Raw genomic sequence first — 21,865 nt, 5'->3', positions numbered from 1 at the left:
TATTTACCCTTTTATAACCTCCCGAGGCGTGCCTAAAAGCGGCGCGTAGTGTGTGTACTCCGGAGCAAACCGGGGGCGCGAGGAATGGTAACCTAGCCGGGTGAGGCAGGAATTGATGCTGGTAGAGCAGAAGAAACGCGCAGACGCGCGTGGTGGTCGTTTGACGAAATTCAAGGGTAAGGTCGCAAGCATTGCGCCATCGCTCTTTCTAAGCACAGCGTCGATTGTGGCCCTCTCTGTCGGCATCGGAAGCGCAGAGGTTGTTTCGACGGCGCGGACCACCCCTTTGGTGAGTGCATCAGATGAAGATCATACGATTACCAGTTCAGGATCAATCACAGTGGACCCACTGTCCGGTTCGGGTCTGGTAGTTGTCAATGTACCGGATTTTTCCAGCGTGCTTACCAACGCGGGGCTGCTGTCGTCGCCGGAAGGTTTGAACACTACCCACGCCGGGATTGTCGTAAGCGGAGACCTATCCGGTTCGCTTCTGAACTCAGGCACAATCACGATGGGCGCGGCAACTGGCGCCGCTGCGGTCCTGACAGGGATCGAAATTCAGGGTGACGTGTCCGGTTCGCTGCAGAGTACCGGCACAATTCGTATTGCGAACTCTGCTTCGAACTTTGGAGCAGCTGTTGGCATCCTGACAGGTGACGTGGTTGGAACGCTCTCGAATACCGGTACGGTCAGCATCATCGCCGGCAACGCGGACCAAGCGGTTGGTGAAGCCATCGGCGTTGGCGATATCTCTGACCGGTTGCAGAATAGTGGAAACCTGACGGTCTCAGTTTCGGCGGCGTCCTCGGCGACTGCGGCCGGGATCAATGGGCGCAATCTTGCCGGAGTATTTGTCAACTCGGGTACGATTACGGCGACGGCAGATGGAACCAGTGCGTTTGCAGAAGGTATCAATCTGCGTGATGTCTCGGGCACGTTTGAAAACAGCGGCAGTATCCAGGTCCGTGCGGTTGCCGGGTCGTCAGCTCATGCCAATGGCATCGACATGGGTGACATTACGGGCCAGGTCACAAACTCTGGATCGATCGAAGTCGAAACCGAAGGGTCTTTTGCCTTCGCCGATGGCATCGAAATGGATGATGTGTCCGGACAGTTCCGGAACTCGGCGTCAATCACGGTCGCTGCGGTTGGAACTTCCTCGGCCAATGCGGCTGGTCTGGAAATTGACGATATCAGCGGCAATGTCACCAACTCGGGTACTATTCAGGTCAGTGCCAGAAACAACGGATCGTCTTCGGCCTATGCAGCCGGGGTCGAGATGGGAACCCTTGAAGACAGTGGCTCATTCGCGAACTCAGGTACGGTTTCCGTTGAGATCAAGTCGGATGGATCATTTTTAACCAGAGCGTTTGGTCTAATCGGGGACGACATCGACGGCGTGTTTTCAAACACTGGCGACGTAGAGGTTACCCTGCAAACCCAGAATGGATTTATCGCTGAGGCCTTTGGTCTGGATTTGGGCGATATCTCATCAGACGGGTCGTTCTCAAATTCCGGTGCGATTCAGATCGACGCGACAGCACAAAGCGTGGTCAGTGCTAATGCAACCGGGATCGACATATCTGACATCGAAGGCAGTTTCATCAACTCGGGCAATATCGCGGTATCGCTTGATGTGGATGGTGCATCGCGGGCAGAGGCTTTGGGGATTGAGCCAAACGATATCGCCGCCGGCGGATCGTTCAGCAACAGTGGCTCTGTGACTGTCAATGCAACCGCAAAATCTGTGACCGAGATCGTTGCGCTGGGGATTGCTGCCAGTGACGTCGGCGGGTCCTTGCAAAACAGCGGCGATATCGACGTCTCGGCCTCTGGTGATGGAGACGCAATCGCTTACGGGCTTGGCGCAGGGAATCTGTCACAGGATGGTGTGATAACACACAGCGGTACGATCCAGGTATCTGCAGATGGTACCCTTGCGGAAGCCTACGGTCTGTATGTCGATGAGGCGGAAGGCACGGTCAATATCACTGGCGACATCTCTGCCACGTCGTCCGGTGAAAGTTACGCCGTGTTTCTGGGCGACGGGGGTGGTACGCTGAATATCGAGACCACTGCGGATATTGATGGAACAATCCGGGTCAGCGATCACAACGTTAACCTGACAAATGTGGGTGGCAGGGCCGTCTATCGTTTTCAGGATGACGACACCACGCAGGGCGACTTTGCAACGAAGGTCTCTGCGCCCAGCCAAGGCTGGTTTGTGGATGGTGAAGGCGGGTCGGCACCGGTCTACGCCTCTTTTGACGCAGAAGAAATACAACCGAATCTGAACCAATCCTTCGAGATTGCGGGCTTGTCCTATGACCTTGCCCGTCAGGTGCAAGGGTCCCCTGATCTGGGTAGTAGTGGTGAGCGTACGGTACTTAGCACAAGCGGCAGCGGACCGATTGAAGGGTTCCGCCCATACTTCCTGATCAGCGGCAGCCAAAGCGACGCGGATGCGGGATCGGACACGCTCGCGCTGTCCTCGAACATGTGGAGTGTCAGCGCCGGTACGACGCGCGATCTGGGGACAGGTCTGCGGTACGGTATTGGGGCCAGCTACCTTGAAAATGATGGAAGTTTTGGTGCCGCGTCTTTCGACACCACGGGTGTGTATCTCAGCGGGCTTGTCGCCCAGAACTTTGGCTTTGCGGATCTAAGTTTCGGGCTGGGCTATGGCCATCTTGACCACAATGAAACGCGTGACGTTAGCGGCTCGGATGCCGACGCAGACTATTCCAGTGATATGTTCACAGCCATGGTCGCGGCTCAACGCGATTACACGTTGCAAAGCGGTGCTGTGCTCACGCCTCGGGCGAGTTTCCTCTACGGTCGGCAGGATCTGGATGGTTATACCGAAACCGGTTCATCCGCCAATGCGACGGTTGGAGACCGAGACGTCACGTTCAACGAAACGCGGTTGGGCGGAAGCTATTCGACATCGCTGGCAAGCGGAACGCTGTCAGCCTCGCTGGCTGCGGTTTACCGCGACTCGGATGCCCCGTCTGCGGTTGATGTGACAATCTTCGGCAATACGCTCCAACTGGCGTCCGGTGGCAGCGGCACCGAAACCTTTGGCGAAATTGGTCTGAGCTACCAAAAGGCATTTGATCACGGCGGCAGGTTGAACCTTGAGGCCCGATCAACCGTCGGTGCCGATGTGTCAACGCAAGCGGTTTGGGCGTCTTACGAGTGGCGGTTCTGATCGAAGGTTGATCCACGCACATCGTTTTATCCAAGGCCGGTCAGTCAACCGGCCTTTTTCGTTTGGTGTTCCGACACTCAGAACCGGATTGCGTTGTCGCCAATAATATCGATCAGCGGTTGCAACTGCGTTTCATAGTTACGCCACTTGGCTTTTGACGATTTATACAGTGGTTTCCGAACCTGCTGGATACTTGCGGTACGAACGCGACGTTTGGATTTGTGGAAGTCCAGACAAGCGTCATCCCAATCCAGCCCGCAATGCGCAATCATCTGCCGCGCCTCGTGTTCAAGGTCATCAACGAGATTCTCGTAGTGTACGGTCAGAAAAGCATCCGAGGGCAGAGTGTTCTGCCAGTGATTCATGATACGGATGTAGTTGTTGAAGTAGCGCCCAAGTTCGACAAGATCATAGCTGTGCAACTGGCTGCGCTCGAACAATCTGGTGTAGCAGGACAGGCAGGTGTCAAAGGGATTACGCGCAACGTGAATGATTTTCGCGTTGGGCAGAACGCCGTGGATCAAGCCAATCAACTGAAAGTTCGCAGGCATTTTGTCCACGACATGTCTGGCCTCGGGCGCATGTTGCCGCAGAATACCTATGTAATTGTCGGCGCGACGTTTCAATTCAGCGTCGGAAAGTGCTGCCAGTACCTCGGGCACATGTGTTTGCTGGTCTCCGATCTTGCCAAACTGTTGCTGCAGGTCGTTCAGTTCACCGGCCCCAAAGACGCTGGGATGCGCATTCAGGATGGATTCTGTCATCGTTGTTCCCGAGCGCGGCACGCCAACGACAAAAATCGGGTAGGTGCTGTCGTTCGCGCAGGTCCGGAGACGATCAATCGTCTGGAGATCAAAGGCATCGATCAGCGAGTCCGTCAGACGATCCGACGCGTCTGGGTCATAGTCGATCAACTTACGCTTTAGCCGGACACCCGTGTCAAAGTGATGAAACGCATTGTCATACTCATTCATCTGCTCGAAATACTCACCCATCGCGAAATGGTATGCGACCGCTTTTTGGGGAGGCATCTTGGCAGCTTCCCGGGCTCTCCGCTTCAGTGATTTGAATACGTCACTGTCTGGCGTCGCCTTTTCAAGTTTTGAAAGGGCGATCAGCGCGCTCAGCTTGTCGCCGTCCATTCCGGCGGCGCTTTCAAAATGCGCGCGGGCGTTTTCGAAGTTTCCTTTTTCTAACTCAAGATGCCCAAGCGCCAGTCGGCTTGCTACCATGTCAGGTTTCAGCTCAAGCGCTTTGTGATAGTGTGACACCGCGCTGTCGATATCGCCAAGATGCGCGGTTGCCAAAGCAAACTGGTGGAGGGCCGAAGCAGAGTCGGGTTCAAGGCGAAGGGCCTGTTCAGCCTCGATAAGAGCCAGTTTTGGATGGTTCTTTTCGAACAACACCTGCGACAGACCGATATAGCTGTCTGCCTTGTTCTGGTTCAGGGCAATCGCATTGCGAAAGGCGCTTTCGGCCTTGTCCAGCTTGCCTTGCAAAAGGAAGATGCGACCGAAATTTCGTTGAAGCTCAGCATCTTTGGAAAAATGCCTAAGCCGCGCTTCAGCGAACGCAAGCGCATCATTTAGTTTTTCGTCTTCGATCAGAACGGAAAGGAGATTATTGACCGTTTCGTTGGATCCCGGCGCGATGTCCAAAGCTTTGCGATAAAGCTTCGCGGCGTTCTCTCTGTCCCCATTGTCCCTTGCGATGCTGCCCAGGTTATTCAGCGCACGGTCGAAATCAGGGTTCAAGGCCAATGCACGCTGTTGCGAGGCTTCTGCCTGCTCCAGACTGTTCTGATCATAGTATGCGAGGCCCAGGTTTGAATGCGCAACAGCGCTGTCGGGGGCTATACCAACTGCTTTCAGTCCGGTTTCGACGGCCCGTTCGATCCTGCCAGAGGCGCGCAAAATCTCGGTGAAATTTGCCAGAAAGGTCGCGTCATATGGTTTTAAGCGAACTGCTTCGGTCATCGCACGCACAGCATCTTCCTGCCTGCCCGAGCGAAAGGCAATAAGTCCAAGCATTTGATGCGAAAGCGCGTGCTGCGGAACTGTTTGGACAATGTTGGAAAATAGTGTCTCTGAAGCTTGATAATCACCTTTGTTGAAATGCGTCACACCCAATTTAACAGCGTCATTCAATGGTATCCTACGGCCTTGTGTCATGCGTTTCAGTTCCGGCAAAAAAAGTGAATTGATGCCACCATATCGGTGTCAACTGCCTGTCAGAGCAATTCGGGTTTAACACCCGTATGCGTTATTTCAACAGGCTGTTAACCCGGACAGATGCTCCAAGCGTAAACACACGATTATTAGAGGCGTTTGTGGCCTGCACCAATGCATTGCGACCCGCTAAGTAACTTAAGAAACCCCCTGCGTTCGTAAATGAGACGGAAACGGTTTTGCTCTCGGGCATGTATTACGCCATTGATCAGCTCCGGTTAAAGCTGAAGGGAAACAGAAGTTTACCTGTTGGGAATGGTGCCCGGGGGCGGAATCGAACCACCGACACGAGGATTTTCAATCCACTGCTCTACCCCTGAGCTACCCGGGCACGGGAATGGCGTTTGCCATTGGGTGGAGGCCTTCTATGACTTGCCACAGGCGGTGTCCAGAGGCTTTTTGACATTTTTTCAATGCGGGAGGGACGTGGGGCTTTCGGTTGGTTCCGAGGTCGTCTCGGCGTCTTCTTCACGTTGCGATGGCACCGCATAAGAACCGTTTAGCCATTTTGCCAGATCGATATCCGCGCAGCGTTTGGAGCAGAATGGTCGAAAAGCCTGCTGGGTATCTTCTCCGCAGATCGGGCAGCTCATTTCAGGATCTCCGTCAATGGGATACGACCACGTTTGCGCTGTAGTTCGAAATGGCCAAGCGGGGTCCAACCGGCCAGGATCGTCTCGTCAGGATCGGACTTGAATGCCGACCGCAAGGCCGATTCGAAACCCCTCCGGTCTTTCTTGGGCATCGGTGCAAGGTCCAGAGTGATCTGCCCCCCCAACCCGCGCACGCGCAGGGCGCGCGGCAGGGCTTTGGCGCAGGCGAAGTTAGCTTTGGTTCCCGCCGCGAGAGATGTGTCGGCGCCGGTGTTCACATCCACCGCAACCAGCGCGCGGGTCGGTTGGATATAGAGGTGTCCTCCACCGGGAAGCGTTTCGGAAACCCCCTTTGCTGTATCGAGCGCATCAACGACACCGTGGTCCTCAAATCCGCCGGATGTGGTCACGACCTCGGCCGGGTCCGTCCAATCACGCCAGGCCAGGATATGCGGACCATCGCCCTCGCTCAGCAATTCTGGTTCACTGCCTGTATCAGCCAATACCTGCTCGGCAAGTGCCAACATGGCAGAGATATCTTCAGCGATTTCATCTGCATCCGCCGTCTGACAGCACGAGCGCAGGATCAGGCCGTGCGTGCTGTTTCCCATTTGCTCATGCGCGATTTCGAGAAGTTGGTCGCGCGTATCTTCATCACGGATACGGCGCGAGATGTTCAGGCCGGGCGCGTCAGGTGTCACGATCGCAAAGCGGCTTTTGAACAAAATACGGTTCGAGACGGGTATGGCTTTGCCGGGCTCGGCGTATCCAGTCACCTGCACCAGTAGCAAAGCACCGGGCGCCAACCCTTTGACTTGCCTCAGAAAAGCCGGGCCGTCGGGTGTGGTGAGAAACATGCCGCCCTGACCTTTGACCGGGCGATCGGCGCGGGCGCGGTAGATCGTACCTGGCGCAGGGGCATCTGTGGCGATCAGGAAATCGTCGAGAATACCATCCACCATCAGAGCTGCAGCTTCGCGTCCCTGAATATGATCCAGAATGATGGTACGACCCTTCATGAAACCTCGCGATATAAGGGATAGCCGATGCCTTGCAGCAGTGCAGCAGTTTCGGACAGGGGCAGGCCGACGATACCGGTGAACGAGCCTGAAATCCACGGGATGAACGCGCCGGCAGGACCTTGTATTGCATAGGCTCCGGCCTTGCCCTGCCAGTCATCCGTCGCAAGATAGGCATTGATTTCGCTGTCGGACAGACGTTTCACTTTTACCTGAGAAACCACGTCACGCTGGAGGATTTTATCCCCGCGCCGCACAGCGACCGAAGTGATCACCCGATGGCGTCGGCCGGACAGGGCGTGCAGAAACTCTGCAGCTTGTCCCGCGTCTTCGGGTTTGCCAAGAATGCGGCGACCCAGTGCGACCGTTGTGTCAGCACATAAGGTGATATCATCGCTATCAGCTTGAAGAGCCTGAACTTTTTGCCGCGTGATGCGGCTGCAATAGGGGGCTGGCAGTTCGCCATTCAGCGGGGTTTCATCGATATCCGGCGGACGGATCGCATCGGGCCGAACGCCAAGCTGCGCCAGCAGGTCCAGCCGCCGCGGGCTGCCCGATCCGAGGATAAACGCCATGTACGAAGCGTTACTTGAAGCGATAGTTGATCCGACCCTTGGTCAGATCATATGGGGTCATTTCGACCTGAACTTTGTCGCCGGCCAGAACACGGATGCGGTTCTTGCGCATCTTGCCTGCCGTATGTGCGATGATCTCATGGCCGTTTTCCAGCTCGACCCGAAACGTCGCATTAGGCAGGAGTTCCTTCACGACACCGGGAAATTCGAGCGTATCTTCCTTGGCCATGTTGTCTCCATCATTAGGTTGCACCTGCAGAATCTGCAGATCGTGCGCTTAAATGAGCCTATTTCGGCCTTATTTCAAGGGCGAAGTCACCTAAAGGGGTGATATTGTGACTGAATCGACCCGAGCGTCTTGCTCGGTCCAGTGCGTGCGGTTCAACACCCACCCGTCTGCGCGGACGTTTGCAATTGTGGACAGGTCGGCCTCGGCATAGGTCCAGCCGGCGGTATTCAGCGTGCCCTCGGCAAGCACTCCCGTCGGTGGGAACCCGATATCGGGCGGGCCAAACACGCCACCCATGCCGGTATTCATGTCGACTGCTTCGGACCATTCATTGCCGCCAACTAACGATGACATTACCGTAACGCATTGATTTTCAAGGGCACGAGACATGGCGCCGATCCGCACACGCCAATACCCGGACAGGGCTTCGGTGCAGGATGGTACGAGGATCAAGTCGGCCTCGCTCAGGGCCCGACCCAAGAGAGGGAACTCACTGTCATAGCAGATCAGAACGCCGATTTTACCCAATGCGGTATCAAACAGTTTCAACGAACCGCCCGGGGCGATGTCCCAGGCCTCGCGTTCAAACCGTGTCATGATCTGCTTGTCCTGATGATCGAGACGACCGTCAGGAGCGTAGAACACTGCGCGGTTCACCGGGCGCCCTGGTCCGTCGATGACCGGGGCGGAAGCCCCCAGAATGTATGTGTTATACATCTTTGCAAGGCGCGAATGCACAACTTGTACATCTTCCATCCGGTCGGAAACCGCCCGGATTGAGCGTTCGAGATCGCCGGCCACCTTAGGGCCGTCGAGCGTCGACAACTCCATTGCGCCGTATTCGGGAAAGACCAGAAGGTCGGCACCTTGTCCTGCGGCCTCGGAAACCCATGCCTCAAGCTTGTCTTCATATTGAGCCCAACTATCGAGCCAATCGAGGTCGTAGGCGGCGGTGGCGATTTTCATTCCCAAGTCCTATGTCTGGTCGCTGCGCGACACTAGAACAGCAGATCGTCCAGGGCTACTGCAATCGCGGCACGGGTGATTCTGAAACCTATGTTGCGACTTACTGTTTCGATGCGGGTGTGTGTTTATTGGCAGGTTTTCTCGGCCGCCGGTGCAGAGATTGCATCGAATGGCTGATCAGAGGTCGATTTGACCTATCGAAGAACCTGAACGAAACAGGCAAGGAACTCCACCTCGGGCATCAGTTTTTCAAGTTCTTCAAGCGTGCGAAGGGGCAGTTTTACATCAAGAACATTGGCCCCGGGGATATCGGCTCACGGAAACAAGGCGCTGTCATTTGTAACGGCATCGAGCACCAAGGATGCGGTCTGAAGGGCAAATCCGGAGATCAGGTATGTCGTCGATCCGGTCGGTCAGGCTGGTTTGTGCAATCCCGAAAAAGCGGTGAAATGCCCTGTCCAGACTTTCGTGAATCTCGAACCCTTCATCGAAAGCGAGGAAGGCAAATCCTAGTGAAATCTACAGCCAGATGATGTGCTTCCGTCGCAGGAAAACCTGAAAATTAGCCAAGGCGACTTAATGGACGCGATCAGGCTGTCGCAAAACGGTCACTAACACGCGCTCTGATCGTCAGTAAACTGCGGCTCAATCGGGGCTTCAAGTTCATTTTGGGTGTGGATGTCGGGCTTGATTACCGGATCGGATCACTCGGGATTTTCCGCACGGAACAGGGCCCATGCGTCCTGCGAGGTGCCGTCCGGCTTGGTGCATATGCCTACCTGACCCGAACCAGTGTCTTTGATCTTGTAGCTGCCGCCGATCTCAAGGCAGTAGGCTGCTGCTGGGTTCACCACCTGATGCGTTTTTTCATGTGCCTTGCGGTACAGCTCCCATGCATCGGCGGACGTACCGTCGCTCAGTGCGCAGCGAGACGTGGTCAGGTCATATTCGCCTCCAATTGAGCCACAGTACACGGCGGCGGGATTTGCAAGGCCGACCGGCTTGCTGCCATCCGTGCCCGCATGGTGTTCGCGAAAATAGGTCCAGGCATCGATCCGGGTGCCGTCGGGCAATTGGCAGATACCGCTCTGACCGTCCGGGCCGTCATGTATACCGTAGAGCCCGCCTTGCGCGATGCAATATGTTGCCGCGGGATTGGCCAGACCAGTGTTGGCAGAGCTTGCGGCGGGCAGGGCCATTGAAAAGGCCATCGTCAGGGCCGCAATCGGGCCTGCGGAATTCAATAGACGCTTTGTCATGGTCACCTCGCAACATTGTGGACAGGGCAGGTTCTGAGGATTTTCGCCGTTTTGCAGATCGATCCGGTCCTGCGCGGATACTTGGATCAGAGTTGTTCCACCTTGATCGAGTCTGCGGGATAAAAGGCCAAGTGATCCTTGATTTCGGCCACCGCGTCGATCGGGTTTTCATAACTCCAAGCGGCGTTTTCGGTGACTGAGGATTTGTTTACGATCGAGAAATGCGTGGCGTCTCCCTTGCCTGCGCATTGGGTGACTTTGTTGGTCCGATCCAGAAAGGCCATCGCAATGTCCGCACGCGGGAAGTAGATAACCGGGTCTTTGTCGCCTTCCAGAAGTTCCAGCGCGTTGTTGGTTTCACCCAAAATCGCGCCGCCTGAACGGACGCTCCATTTGCCCGGTGCTTTGCGGATCGTGATGGTGTCTGTCATTCCTGTTCCTTCCCTCGTCGTGTCAGGGCTTCTCCTCTGCCCAAACTATGTATCAATCCGGTGTCAGACCGGTGCGGTTGCGGCATCCAACCACAGTTGAGCGGCGTCGCCCAGCCTTGGCCGGACTTTTTCCGCCACGTCGCGGTGATAGGCGTTCAGCCAAGCACGTTCCTCTCGTGACAGCATATCGACTACAATCAAACGCCTGTCGATTGGGACATAAGTCAGCGTACGCCAGTTCAGCATGGCGCGTTCGTCGTCACCGCTGGGCAGGTTTGGGGCCTCTTCCACTACGACAAGGTTCTCAAGCCGGATGCCAAAAGCACCCTCGCGGTAATATCCCGGCTCGTTCGACAGGATCATACCCGGCTCAAGCGGGACATGGCTGACCCGAGATAGGCGCTGAGGGCCCTCATGCACGCTGAGATAGGTACCGACCCCATGACCGACCCCATGGTTGAAATCCTGCCCGGCCAGCCACAGCGGCAGGCGTGCTACGCATTCGATATCGCGTCCTGCCAAGCCAACAGGCCAGCGTAGCATCGACATGGCGATCATGCCTTTGAGGACGCGTGTAAAGCAGGCCTTCTCCTCATCCCCAACATCGCCGATTGCAATTGTGCGGGTGATATCGGTGGTGCCGTCCAGATATTGCCCACCGCTGTCCAGCACCAGCAGGTGACCGTTTTCCAGCCTGCTGTCGGTTTCCTCGGTCACGCGATAATGCATGATGGCCCCGTTCGGCCCGGTGCCCGCGATGGTGTCGAATGAGATATCCTGCAGCGCGTTGTCCCGGCGGCGGCTTTCTTCCAGCCGCGTTACTACCTGTGTCTCGGTCAGGGTGCCGGGCTTCTGCGCGTCCAACCAACACAGCAGTTCGATCACCGCTGCGGCATCTCGCAGATGTGCCTCGGCAGTGCCTGCGATTTCGGCCGGGTTCTTGCGGGCTTTGGGCAGGGCGCAGGGATCGCCGCCATCGACCATACGGTCCCCCAACGCATCCGCTACGATCTGCGGAACCGTTCCCGGATCGACCTGTACCTTGCCTTCAAGTGCCTCAACCGCTGTCAGGAACGCGTCGGGTTGGTGTTGGGTGACCTGCGGGCCCAGATGATCCTTCAGCCCGTTCAGTTTGGCAGCGGCCATGAACAGATCCACCCGCCCATCACCGTGCAGGATGGCAAAGCCATGGGCCACAGGGTTGTATGCGATGTCCGCGCCTCGGATATTCAACAACCACATGATCGAATCCGGCAAGGTGATCACCGCTGCCGCACGATCTGCGCTCTGCAGGTCACTCGCGAGGCGCTTGATTTTGCTCTCGGCGCTTTCACCTGCAAATTCAATCGGATGTGCCCTGACAGGATTCATCGGAGGGTCGGGCTGATCCGCCCAAATTCGGTCTACAAGGTTATCACAGCGCACCAGTTCGACGCCGCTGCCTTCAAGCTCTTTCTGTGCAGACGAAATCTGTCCTGCAGCGTGGAGCCACGGATCAAACCCGACTTTGCCGCCATTTGGCAATTGCTCTTTCAACCACGCGCTCAGGCTGACATCTGGCCATGGGACCGGAGCGTAATCCTGTGCGACCTGGGCCTTTACCTGAGTGCGATAGCGCCCGTCGATGAAAACCCCGGCAATGTCCGTGAGCGCCGCGCAAAACCCCGCAGAACCGGTGAATCCGGTAAGCCAGGCCAGCCTTTCGTCCCGAGGGGCCACATATTCACCCTGATGCGCATCCGCACGCGGGATCAGGAAGCCCTGCAGGCCTTCGCGCGCCAGCTCGTCCCGCAAAGCGGCCAGTCGTGGTGGGCCTTGCTCGGGGCGTGCGGTCACTTCGAAACTCTGGAACATGGGCGGCCTCATTCGTCGGTCTTGCTGCGCGCAAACCTGCGGCCTGCGGTAGGAAATGTCCAGCGCCCCGGCGCAGACTATTCTTCTGTCTCAAGAAAGCGTTGAATGGCCTGGATATACGGGTTGTAGGCCTCATTTCCAGGCAATGGTATCTGGTTGCCGGTCTCAAGGATCACAAGCGAGGCATTGGGGATTCCAGCCGCCAGTTTGCGCGCCTCGGACAGGGGGTGAACGGCTGTGTGCCGCCCGTGCAGAACCAGCGTGGGGCATTGCACCATCGGAAGAAGTTGCAGCACCGAGGTGCTATTGGCGATGTCACGGTAGTGAAGTCTTTCCTCGCTTGAATAAAGTGTCTGCAATTCATTGACCATGTGCCGAACGCTATCCAGCGGACCTTCTGGAAAATAGCTGAATTCAGCGCCCATAGCATAGCCGCTGCCCGGCGTGTTCCAGCCTTCCGCGATCAGTGACCGGATCGAGTCGGGTTGTTTGGTATCTTCCCGGTAATCTCGCCCTTCTGCCCATCCGCCGGAGATAATCAGCTTGTCAATCCGCTCGGGGTGCCTTGCGGCGAAGTGTAGGGCAGGGAAGGTGCCGCCCATTTCACCGAGAATGGAAAAGCGGTCAAACCCCGCTGCATTCACGACGGTCAGGATTTCTTCTATTCTGCGGTCATACACTGCCTGATGGTCGATGTTTGAGCTGACGTCATTGTCCTTGTTGTAGCGTAACAGGCGGAAACGGTTTGCCATGTCCTGTAACCGGGTACGCTCGGACGGGATGCGCCATTCCGCCTCCAGATCGTGCACGACCGAACCGATGCGCAGCACCGGCAACCCATCACCGGAAAGCGTGTATGGAACAGCGCGGCCCTTCGCACCGCGCGCGTAACGCAGCCGTTGCGTATGGTTGTCTACGCCTGAATCGGTGTCGGCGTCACAGGTCACATCCGCCGCCATTTGCAACCCGCGCCGTACGACTGTCCGAATGATCCGCTGCGCTTTGCCATCGTCGCCGACTGCTTTACGCGCCGCTGCAATTCGTGCGCTGATGGTAGAATCCGAGACAAAGCGGCCACTCCATACACGCGCAATGATCTCGTCCCGGGGCACCAGCTTACCTGGGTGCTGAGCCAAGAGGACCAACAGATCGAATACCTGAGGTTCGATTGCGACGGGCTCACCCCGGCGGGTCAGGACGTGTCGATCCACATCCAGAATACAGTCTGCAAACTCATAGCGCATGGGGCAAATACACTCCGTTTCTCGCGGAACGACAAGGTTCAACAACAATCTCAAGGGTTTCTAGGGCGTATCTCAGGACCAGCTACAAGCAGGCCGGACAGGGTTGGGACACTATCCAAGCAGATAAACAGGAGAACGAATGATGTTCCTGCCCTTCGATATAGCGCTTATGCGCTATCCGTTACGCCACCATAAGCAAAGTCGCCTTCAGCGGTGCAAAAACTGGCTTGGATGGCACTAAGTCTGCACTGTCGAAGCAGGGCCGTCAACTGGCCCGCTTCATCCCCATCACGCGCGCGCGGGCGCGCGGGTCGCTGTCGAACAGTGCGGCCAACTGCTCGGTCATAGCACCCGCAAGCTGCTCGACATCGGTGATCGTGACGGCGCGATCATAATAGCGGGTCACGTCATGGCCGATCCCGATGGCCAGCAATTCCACCATCTTGCGTTTTTCCACCATCGCAATCACGTCGCGCAGGTGTTTTTCCAGATAGTTCGCCGGGTTCACGCTGAGCGTTGAATCATCGACCGGCGCGCCATCCGAGATCACCATCAGGATCTTGCGGGCCTCACGCCGCGCGAGCATCCGGCGATGCGCCCATTCCAACGCCTCACCGTCGATGTTTTCCTTCAGCAGGCCCTCTTTCATCATCAGACCCAGATTGGGTCGCGCGCGACGCCATGGGGCATCGGCGCCTTTGTAGATGATGTGGCGCAGATCGTTCAGACGCCCCGGTTGCTGCGGGCGGCCATCGTTCAGCCACGCCTCGCGCGCCTGACCGCCTTTCCAGGCCCGGGTGGTAAAGCCCAGGATCTCGACCTTGACGTTGCAACGTTCCAGCGTCCGCGCCAGGACATCTGCACAGATCGCGGCAATCGAGATCGGACGCCCCCGCATCGAGCCGGAATTGTCCAGAAGCAGCGTCACCACTGTATCGCGGAATTCGGTATCTTTTTCGACCTTGAAGCTTAGCGGCGTGGTCGGGTTGGCCACGACACGCGCCAGACGTCCGGCATCCAGAATGCCTTCCTCGCGGTCGAACTCCCAAGACCGGTTCTGCTGTGCCTGCAAGCGACGCTGCAGCTTGTTGGCCAGACGGCTCACTGCGCCTTTCAGCGGCTCAAGCTGCTGGTCCAGATAGGCACGCAACCGTTCCAGTTCGGCGGGTTCCGCCAAGTCTTCAGCTGCGATCTCTTCGTCGTGGGTGTTCAGATAGACCTTGTAATCCGGGTCCGCCTCGGACGCAGGTGGCGGGGCTGGCGGCTCGAGCGGAGCCTCGCCCTCGGGCATTTCAGCCTCATCGCCCATCTCATCCTCGGCCATCTCGTCCATCGAGACCTGGGCCTGAGACTGGTCCTGCTGTTCTTCCTGAGTTTGTTCAGGGGTTGCATCGGCGTCCTGTTCGTCCTGATCATCCTGCCCGGTGCTGTCGGGATCGGGCTGCTCTTCGGCGTCTTCTTCGGCCTGATCTTCCTGTTCGTCGTCCAGTTCATCCGGGTCATCACCCAGCTGATCGCCGTAACCCAGATCTTTGATCATCTGTCGGGCGAACTTGGCAAATTCGGCCTGGTCCGAAAGGATTTCGTCAAGGTTTTCCAGCGTCCCGCCGGCCTGTTCCTCGATAAATCCGCGCCACAGGTTCATGACATTCTCGGCGGCAGGCGGCATGTCGCGCCCGGTGGCCAGATGCCGGATCAGATAACCCGCCGCCACAGCCAATGGCGCATCCGCAGGCTGTTTGCACTGATCATAGCCACGCCGGATCGCCTCATGCCCGATCTTGACGTCGATATTCGACGCGGTGCCGGGCATGTCCCGCGCACCCATCGCCTCGCACCGGGCGGTCTCCATCGCCTCATAAAGATCCCGTGCCATATCACCCGGAGGGGCATATCGCGCATGGGTCGCGTCATCATGATATTTGCGTTGTAAAGCTAATGCGTCTGCCGTCCCGCGCGCCAAAAGAACCTCTTCGCGCGTCATCCGGCGTGAGACCTGCGGCAAACGCATCGACTCGCCCGACAGGCCCGATGGATCAACAGTGTAGCTCACCGACAATTCGGGGTCGTCGGCCATAACTTTAGTAGCCTCGGCCAGAGCCTTCTTGAACGGATCAGCAGGATTGTCGTTCTTCTGCACCATGTTCAATCGCCCTTTGTGTTGCAGTGACCCGCCGCATCAATGCGAAACCGGATCCCCCTTCATCTGGCCAAAAATACCTCCGCCGGAGGCATTGCGCCCCGCAGGGCGCAATTCATATTGCTTAGCCCAAGCTCGCGCTCGCCGCGCTTTCCGGCAGTTCCTCATCAAAGCAGCGCTGATAGAACTCGGCAACCGTCTGGCGTTCCAGCTCGTCGCATTTGTTCAGGAAGGACAGGCGGAAAGCATAGCCGATGTTTCGGAAAATCTCGGCGTTTTGCGCCCAGTTGATCACGGTCCGGGGGCTCATTACAGTCGACAGATCACCGTTCATGAAGGCGGTCCGGGTCAGGTCGGCGACGGTGACCATCTGGCTGACGGTCTTGCGGCCCTCGGCGGTGTTGTAATGCGGCGCTTTCGACAGAACGATCATCGTTTCCGCATCGTGGCTGAGATAGTTCAGCGTCGAAACCAGCGACCAGCGGTCCATCTGCGCCTGGTTGATCTGCTGCGTGCCATGATAGAGGCCGGTGGTGTCGCCCAGACCCACGGTGTTGGCGGTGGCAAACAGGCGGAAGTTCGGGTTCGGTGTGATGATCTCGTTCTGGTCCAGCAAGGTCAGCTTGCCGTCATGCTCCAGCACGCGTTGGATCACGAACATCACATCCGCACGGCCCGCGTCGTATTCGTCGAAGACGATGGCAACGGGGTTGCGCAGCGCCCAGGGCAGGATGCCTTCGTGGAATTCAGTGACCTGCTTGCCGTCGCGCAGTTTGATCGCGTCCTTACCAATCAGGTCGATCCGGCTGATATGGCTGTCGAGGTTCACGCGCACGGCAGGCCAGTTCAGACGGGCGGCAACCTGTTCGATATGGGTCGATTTCCCGGTGCCGTGATAGCCCTGAATCATCACCCGGCGGTTATGGGTAAAGCCCGCAAGAATCGCCAACGTGGTTTCGGGATCGAACTTGTAGGTCGGGTCGATCACCGGCACGCGGTCGCTGCGTTCGGCAAAGCCTTTGACTGCCATATCGCTGTCAATGCCAAACACCTCGCGAACCGAAATGTCCTCGGTGGGTTTTGCGTTGATGTCGATCGATCCGTCAGCCATGCGCCTTGTCCTTATCCTTTGGCCCGTTCACCGGGTTTGAACCCGTGTGTGGTGCAACATATTGCGGGCAAGGGCAAGGGAAAGAGGTGACCGGATCACGCTAGCCGGATGTTTCTTTGAAACTGGCCTTATGCTGGCGCGGGTTCTAGTGAAAATCCCGGCTTGGGAACAGACGCTTGGCCTGTTCGCGCGGATGGCGGGCGCTTGGGCCGTTCTGCCGGGGGCGCGGGGTGTCATCCGCTTGCGGTTGGGTGATGCCGATGGCCTCATCCAGCGGATGCCCAAGCTCGGACAGTTTATGCGACATATCGGTGATTTCCTGCGCGATCAGATGCACGACGATCCCCTCGCGCTGCAGATACCCGCGGACCTGCAGCAACCGCCCGCCCATCACGATGCGGCGAAAGCGTTCATAGACCTTGGGCCAGACAACCACATTGCTGACCCCGGTTTCATCCTCGAGCGTCAGAAAGATCACGCCCGAGGCAGTTCCCGGTCGCTGGCGCGTAATCACCAACCCGCAGACGCTGTAGCGGCCCAGCGGGATGTCCTGCAGCGTGGCATGCGGCACAAGGCCGGGCAGGGACGGGCGCAACAGCTCCATCGGGTGCGAGCGTAGGGTCAGACGGGTCGAGACGTAGTCTTCGACAACCTCCTCGCCCAGATGCATCACCGGCAGGTTGACCTGCGGCTCGTTGATGCTCTCGCCATCGATGGGGTCATTGAACAGCGGCAGGGCGGTTCGGCTGCGGATGGCTTTGACATGCCACAGGGCGTCGCGCCGGGTCAGGTCCATGCCGGAGAACGCATCCGCCTCGGCCAGACGGGTCAGAACATCCGGGCGCAGCCCTGCGCGCAGCCACAGCGTTTCGGGGTCCGGATAGCCATTGCCCCGCGCAGCCACGATCCAATCTGCGTCCTCCTGCTTGAACCCTTTGATCTGGCGAAAGCCCAGCCGCAGGGCCAGCGCCCCGTCAGCACGACGTTCCAGCAGATTGTCCCAGGTCGAGGCGTTTACGCAGACTGGGCGGATCTCGACCCCATGCTCGCGCGCGTCGCGCACGATTTGGGCAGGCGCGTAAAACCCCATGGGCTGCGAATTCAGCAGCGCGCAGGCAAAGATCGCCGGGTGGTGGCATTTCATCCAGGCCGAGACATAGGCCAGCATGGCAAAAGCCGCTGCGTGGCTTTCGGGAAAGCCGTAATCGGCAAAGCCTTCGATCTGGCCAAAGCAGCGGTCGGCGACTTCGGGCGTATAGCCATTGTTCAGCATCCCTGCGATGAACTTGTCGCGATAAGTGCCAATGGTCCCCATGCGCCGGAATGAGGCCAGCGAGCGGCGCAGGTGATCCGCCTCTTCCGCCGAAAACCCTGCACCAACCACGGCGATTTGCAGGGCCTGTTCCTGAAACAGCGGCACGCCCAGCGTGCGCCGTGTCACCTCTTCCAAAGCGGGGCCGAAGGGTTCGGACTTTTCCAGCCCGTTGCGCCGCCGGATATAGGGCTGCACCATATCGCCCTGGATAGGGCCGGGGCGGACGATGGCAACCTCGATCACCAGATCGTAGAATTCGCGCGGCCTCATCCGGGGCAGGAAATTCATTTGTGCCCGGCTTTCGACCTGAAACACGCCCACCGCATCAGCGGCACACAGCATGTCATAGGTCGCCACGTCCTCTTGCGGGACGGTCGCGATGCTGAGGGTTTCGCTGTTGTGCTGTTGCATCAGGTCAAACGCCTTGCGGATGCAACTGAGCATCCCCAGCCCCAATATATCCACCTTCAGAATGCCAAGCGCGTCGATGTCATCCTTGTCCCATTCGATCACGGTGCGGTCTTCCATCGCGGCGTTTTCGATCGGGCATAGCTCATCCAGCCGCCCTTTGGTGATGACGAACCCACCCACATGCTGCGACAGATGGCGCGGGAAGCCGATGATCTCGCCAATCAGGCGAACCGTCTGCATCAGGCGCCGGTCTTTGAGGTCGAGGCCCAGTTCCTGCAGCCGCTCGGCATCAACGCCGCCATTGCTCATCCCCCAGATCTGGCCGGACAGGCCCGCGGTCACGTCCTGAGACAGGCCCATCACCTTGCCCACCTCGCGGATTGCCGCGCGGGATCGGAAATGGATGACCGTGGCACAGAGGCCCGCGCGGTGGCGGCCATATTGCTCGTAAATCCATTGGATCACCTCTTCGCGCCGCTCGTGTTCGAAATCCACATCGATATCCGGCGGCTCACCCCGGTATTTCGAGACAAAACGCTCGAACACCATGGCGATCATGTCGGGGCTGACATCGGTGATGCCCAGCAGATAACACAGGATCGAATTGGCGGCCGAGCCGCGCCCCTGACACAGAATGCCTTGCGAGCGGGCGAATTGCACAATGTCATGCACGGTCAGGAAATAGGCCGGGAAATCCAGATCGGCGACCAGGGCCAGTTCCTTTTTCATCAGACTGATGGCCTTCTCGGTCGGGCCATCGGGATAGCGCCGTTTCAACCCCTCGCGCGCCAGACGTTCTAGCCGCGCCAGCGGGGTCTCAGAACTGGCGATCTCGTCTGGGTATTCGTAAGACAGCTCGCTCAGGTCAAAGCTGCAGCGGTCGGCGATTTCCAGCGTGCGGCGCAGCGCGCCGGGGTGGTCCTGAAACAGCCGGGCCATATCCGCATAGCTTTTTAGCCGCCGTTCCGCATTGGGCAGGGCGCGGGTGCCGATCTGGTCAATCGTGATGTGTTCGCGCATGCAGGTCAGCACATCGGCCAGTTGGCGGCGGTTGCCACGGTGCATCAGCACATCGCCTACCGCCACCATGGGGGCCGAGGCCCGCAGCGCCGCCTGCGCACAGGCCGCCAGATAGGCCCGGTCACTGCCGTCATAACGCGGCACGGCCCCCAGAAACACCGCATTGGGGAACTGCCGCCGGACGGTCTGAATGTCGGGGATGGCCTGTTTCAACCCTGCCTGAGGCAGCGCAATCAGGATCATCCCCTGACAGGCCGCCAGCATGTCTTTCAAATCCAGATGACAGTCGCCTTTCTCGGCCCGTCGCTTGCCCAGCGTCAGCAGCCGGGTCAGCCGCTGATAGGCGGCGCGGTCGCGGGGCAGGGCCAGCCAGTGCACCGCGCTGTCGCGCAGAACCAGACGGCAGCCAACGATCAGCTTGGGCAGGGCGGGTACGTCCGGTTTGTCGATTGGCTGCACATGACCGACCTCTTGCCGGGACGAGGAATCAAGGCGGTGTTGCGAGCGGATTTGAACCGCGCCTTCCGCCTCGCGCCGCAGTTCTTTCAACGCGCTCCAGCCCCGGACCACCCCGGCCAGTGAGTTCCGGTCGGTGATCGCGATGGCCTTCAGGCCCAGCTCTGCCGCGCGGGTCACCAGCTCTTCTGGGTGTGAGGCTCCGGTCAGGAAGGTAAAGTTGGTGGTCACGCCCAGCTCGGCATAGCCGGGGTCCTGCGCGTGCGAGCTGGGCGGGTTCGGTTTGCTCATGCGAATTCCCCATGCACGAACCATCCCGGATTTTGCGGCGTGTAATACAGCCACAACCGCCGCCCCTGCCGGGTTTCAACCTGCCAGTAATCACGCAAGCCCGTGCGCCAGTTTTCATCTTCTAGCCACCATTCGGGGCAGATGCGTTCGGGGCCGGTTGAGCGGCCTGTGGTCAGCGACATCCGCCGCCAGCGAAAGCGGCGCGGCGGGTGCGGGCCTGATCCGGCGATAGGTTCTGGCGGAAACAGCTGCAGAGGGCGAGGGCGCAGGGCGACCCAACCGCCTGCAGGGTCGGAATAGGCGGCGGGCGAGATGATGAAGCTGCGCTCGGGGATATGGCTTTGCGCGGGCAGTAGGCGGTGGATTTGTTCCAGCCCGATCCGGGTGCCGATGCGGGTGATCAGGTCATCCAGTTGATCTTTGCCCCGGCTTGCGGCGCGGCTGATCTGGCGCACCGGCAGGGGTTCCACCAGCGTAGCCTCCAGCCGCAGTTGATCGACGCCAAAGCCTGCATCCACCTCGGTCAATCCACGCTCGAACAGGGGCAGGATGCGATATGGATCACGCAGAGGGCGGGCCAGCCGCAGCTCGACCTGCTGATGATCCTGATCCACCCGGCGCAAGGTCATGCACAGCTTGCGCGCGCCCATTTCCTGCGCTTTCAGCTTGTCGCAGAGCCGTTCCAGCAGCCGTTCCGCCCCGGCCATCATGTCGGACAGTAGCCCAATGGGCTCGGGCAGGGTCATGCGCACACCGTAATGGGGCGGGTCGGCCAGCGGGGTAATCTGTTCGGGTTGGTCCCCCAGCGCCTGATCCAGACGCATCAGCACCTCGGGGCCAAAGCGGCGTGTCAATGGCGCGCGCGGGGTTTGCGCCAGCTCACCAATCCGGCGCAGGCCCAACCGTTGCAGCGCGACCGAGGTATCCTCATCCAGCCGCAGCGCTGCCACCGGCAGGGCGCGGATGGCCTTCAGCGTATCCTGGGTCGCAACCCCTTCGCCATAATGGGCCAAAGCCCAGGCCGCGCCGCGTGTCGGGGCCAGACCGATCTGCACCGCCAGCCCGGCCCGGGCCAGACGCCTGCGCATGTCGGTCAGCATCATCTCTTCCCCGCCCGCAAGATGCGCCGATCCGGTGATGTCCAGAACCAGCCCATCCTCACCCTCGAGCCCGACCCAGGGGCAATAGCGCGTGGCCCAGCGGCGCAGGGCGTGCAGAAACCGTTGATCTCCTTGCGGGTCGGCAGGATGGCTTTGCAGATCGGGGCAAAAGGCGCGGGCATCGGAATAGGGCATGCCGCTGTGCAGGCCTTGCCGCTGGGCCTGCACATTCAGGCAATACACCCGGTTTGCATTGTTCTGTTTCAGCGTCAGAACAAACGGCCCATCGACCGGGCGCACACGCAAAGCCCGGTCACTTGCCAGCCGGGGAAACCAGAGTGAAACGATGCGGCGCTGCATCCCGCCGAACATATAAAACCCCCAAATGTTCTATATTTGTTCTTATATGTTC

The 21,865-nt window shown here is 58.7% G+C and carries 15 protein-coding genes and 1 tRNA gene; 1 reads left to right on the top strand and 15 read right to left on the bottom strand.

Translation table 11 applies throughout. The features are described from left to right. Nucleotides 1-115 precede the first annotated feature (115 nt). Nucleotides 116-3,211 carry an autotransporter outer membrane beta-barrel domain-containing protein gene (locus AC2TEM_RS15670; RefSeq protein ID WP_480856300.1) on the top strand — a complete coding sequence of 1,032 codons (3,096 nt, stop codon included), beginning with the start codon at nucleotides 116-118 and terminating at the stop codon, nucleotides 3,209-3,211. A gap of 77 nt (nucleotides 3,212-3,288) precedes the next feature. Here the strand turns inward: AC2TEM_RS15670 and AC2TEM_RS15665 are convergent, their stop codons facing one another. From AC2TEM_RS15665 to AC2TEM_RS15595, 15 genes are all read right to left on the bottom strand, one after another. Further along, nucleotides 3,289-5,382 (bottom strand): tetratricopeptide repeat-containing sulfotransferase family protein, encoded by a 2,094-nt coding sequence (locus tag AC2TEM_RS15665; protein ID WP_170425051.1) that lies wholly within the window; start codon nucleotides 5,380-5,382, stop codon nucleotides 3,289-3,291. A gap of 313 nt (nucleotides 5,383-5,695) precedes the next feature. After that, nucleotides 5,696-5,770, bottom strand: a tRNA-Phe gene (locus AC2TEM_RS15660). Nucleotides 5,771-5,849: 79 nt separating this feature from the next. Beyond that, nucleotides 5,850-6,032, bottom strand: a complete 183-nt coding sequence (locus tag AC2TEM_RS15655) for a DNA gyrase inhibitor YacG (RefSeq protein ID WP_170402469.1) — start codon at nucleotides 6,030-6,032, stop codon at nucleotides 5,850-5,852. Further along, nucleotides 6,029-7,051, bottom strand: coding sequence for a ribonuclease E/G (locus tag AC2TEM_RS15650; protein ID WP_170425060.1), 1,023 nt, complete (start codon nucleotides 7,049-7,051; stop codon nucleotides 6,029-6,031). Before AC2TEM_RS15650 ends, AC2TEM_RS15655 begins: the two co-directional genes overlap by 4 nt. Then, a complete protein-coding gene (locus tag AC2TEM_RS15645) occupies nucleotides 7,048-7,626 on the bottom strand; it encodes a Maf family protein (protein ID WP_170425063.1) in 579 nt (192 codons plus the stop codon). Before AC2TEM_RS15645 ends, AC2TEM_RS15650 begins: the two co-directional genes overlap by 4 nt. A 10-nt stretch (nucleotides 7,627-7,636) precedes the next feature. After that, nucleotides 7,637-7,855 (bottom strand): translation initiation factor IF-1, encoded by a 219-nt coding sequence (infA, locus tag AC2TEM_RS15640; RefSeq protein ID WP_005978431.1) that lies wholly within the window; start codon nucleotides 7,853-7,855, stop codon nucleotides 7,637-7,639. Between the two features lie 90 nt (nucleotides 7,856-7,945). After that, nucleotides 7,946-8,821, bottom strand: coding sequence for a carbon-nitrogen hydrolase family protein (locus AC2TEM_RS15635; protein ID WP_170402459.1), 876 nt, complete (start codon nucleotides 8,819-8,821; stop codon nucleotides 7,946-7,948). Between the two features lie 704 nt (nucleotides 8,822-9,525). Continuing rightward, complete coding sequence (locus tag AC2TEM_RS15630) at nucleotides 9,526-10,080, bottom strand: DUF333 domain-containing protein (protein ID WP_170425066.1); 555 nt, start codon at nucleotides 10,078-10,080, stop codon at nucleotides 9,526-9,528. An 86-nt stretch (nucleotides 10,081-10,166) separates the two neighbouring features. Then, nucleotides 10,167-10,511: a DUF427 domain-containing protein gene (locus AC2TEM_RS15625; protein ID WP_170392698.1), complete on the bottom strand. Its 345-nt coding sequence runs from the start codon at nucleotides 10,509-10,511 to the stop codon at nucleotides 10,167-10,169. A gap of 63 nt (nucleotides 10,512-10,574) precedes the next feature. Beyond that, a complete protein-coding gene (locus AC2TEM_RS15620; RefSeq protein WP_170425069.1) occupies nucleotides 10,575-12,365 on the bottom strand; it encodes an aminopeptidase P family protein in 1,791 nt (596 codons plus the stop codon). A gap of 77 nt (nucleotides 12,366-12,442) precedes the next feature. After that, a complete protein-coding gene (locus tag AC2TEM_RS15615; protein WP_170392696.1) occupies nucleotides 12,443-13,609 on the bottom strand; it encodes an alpha/beta hydrolase in 1,167 nt (388 codons plus the stop codon). A 265-nt stretch (nucleotides 13,610-13,874) separates the two neighbouring features. Then, nucleotides 13,875-15,752, bottom strand: a complete 1,878-nt coding sequence (gene cobT / locus AC2TEM_RS15610) for a cobaltochelatase subunit CobT (protein ID WP_170392695.1) — start codon at nucleotides 15,750-15,752, stop codon at nucleotides 13,875-13,877. Between the two features lie 121 nt (nucleotides 15,753-15,873). Beyond that, on the bottom strand, nucleotides 15,874-16,860 hold the full coding sequence (gene cobS, locus AC2TEM_RS15605; RefSeq protein WP_010437533.1) for a cobaltochelatase subunit CobS: 987 nt from the start codon (nucleotides 16,858-16,860) through the stop codon (nucleotides 15,874-15,876). A 145-nt stretch (nucleotides 16,861-17,005) separates the two neighbouring features. Continuing rightward, the gene (locus tag AC2TEM_RS15600; RefSeq protein ID WP_170425075.1) at nucleotides 17,006-20,353 is read right to left on the bottom strand and encodes an error-prone DNA polymerase; all 3,348 of its coding nucleotides are present in this window, start codon (nucleotides 20,351-20,353) and stop codon (nucleotides 17,006-17,008) included. Further along, the gene (locus AC2TEM_RS15595) at nucleotides 20,350-21,825 is read right to left on the bottom strand and encodes a Y-family DNA polymerase (RefSeq protein WP_480856299.1); all 1,476 of its coding nucleotides are present in this window, start codon (nucleotides 21,823-21,825) and stop codon (nucleotides 20,350-20,352) included. Before AC2TEM_RS15595 ends, AC2TEM_RS15600 begins: the two co-directional genes overlap by 4 nt. Nucleotides 21,826-21,865 lie beyond the last annotated feature (40 nt).

Source organism: Ruegeria sp. HKCCD3925, assembly GCF_057221175.1.
This window is presented reverse-complemented; position numbering and strand designations above follow the sequence as displayed.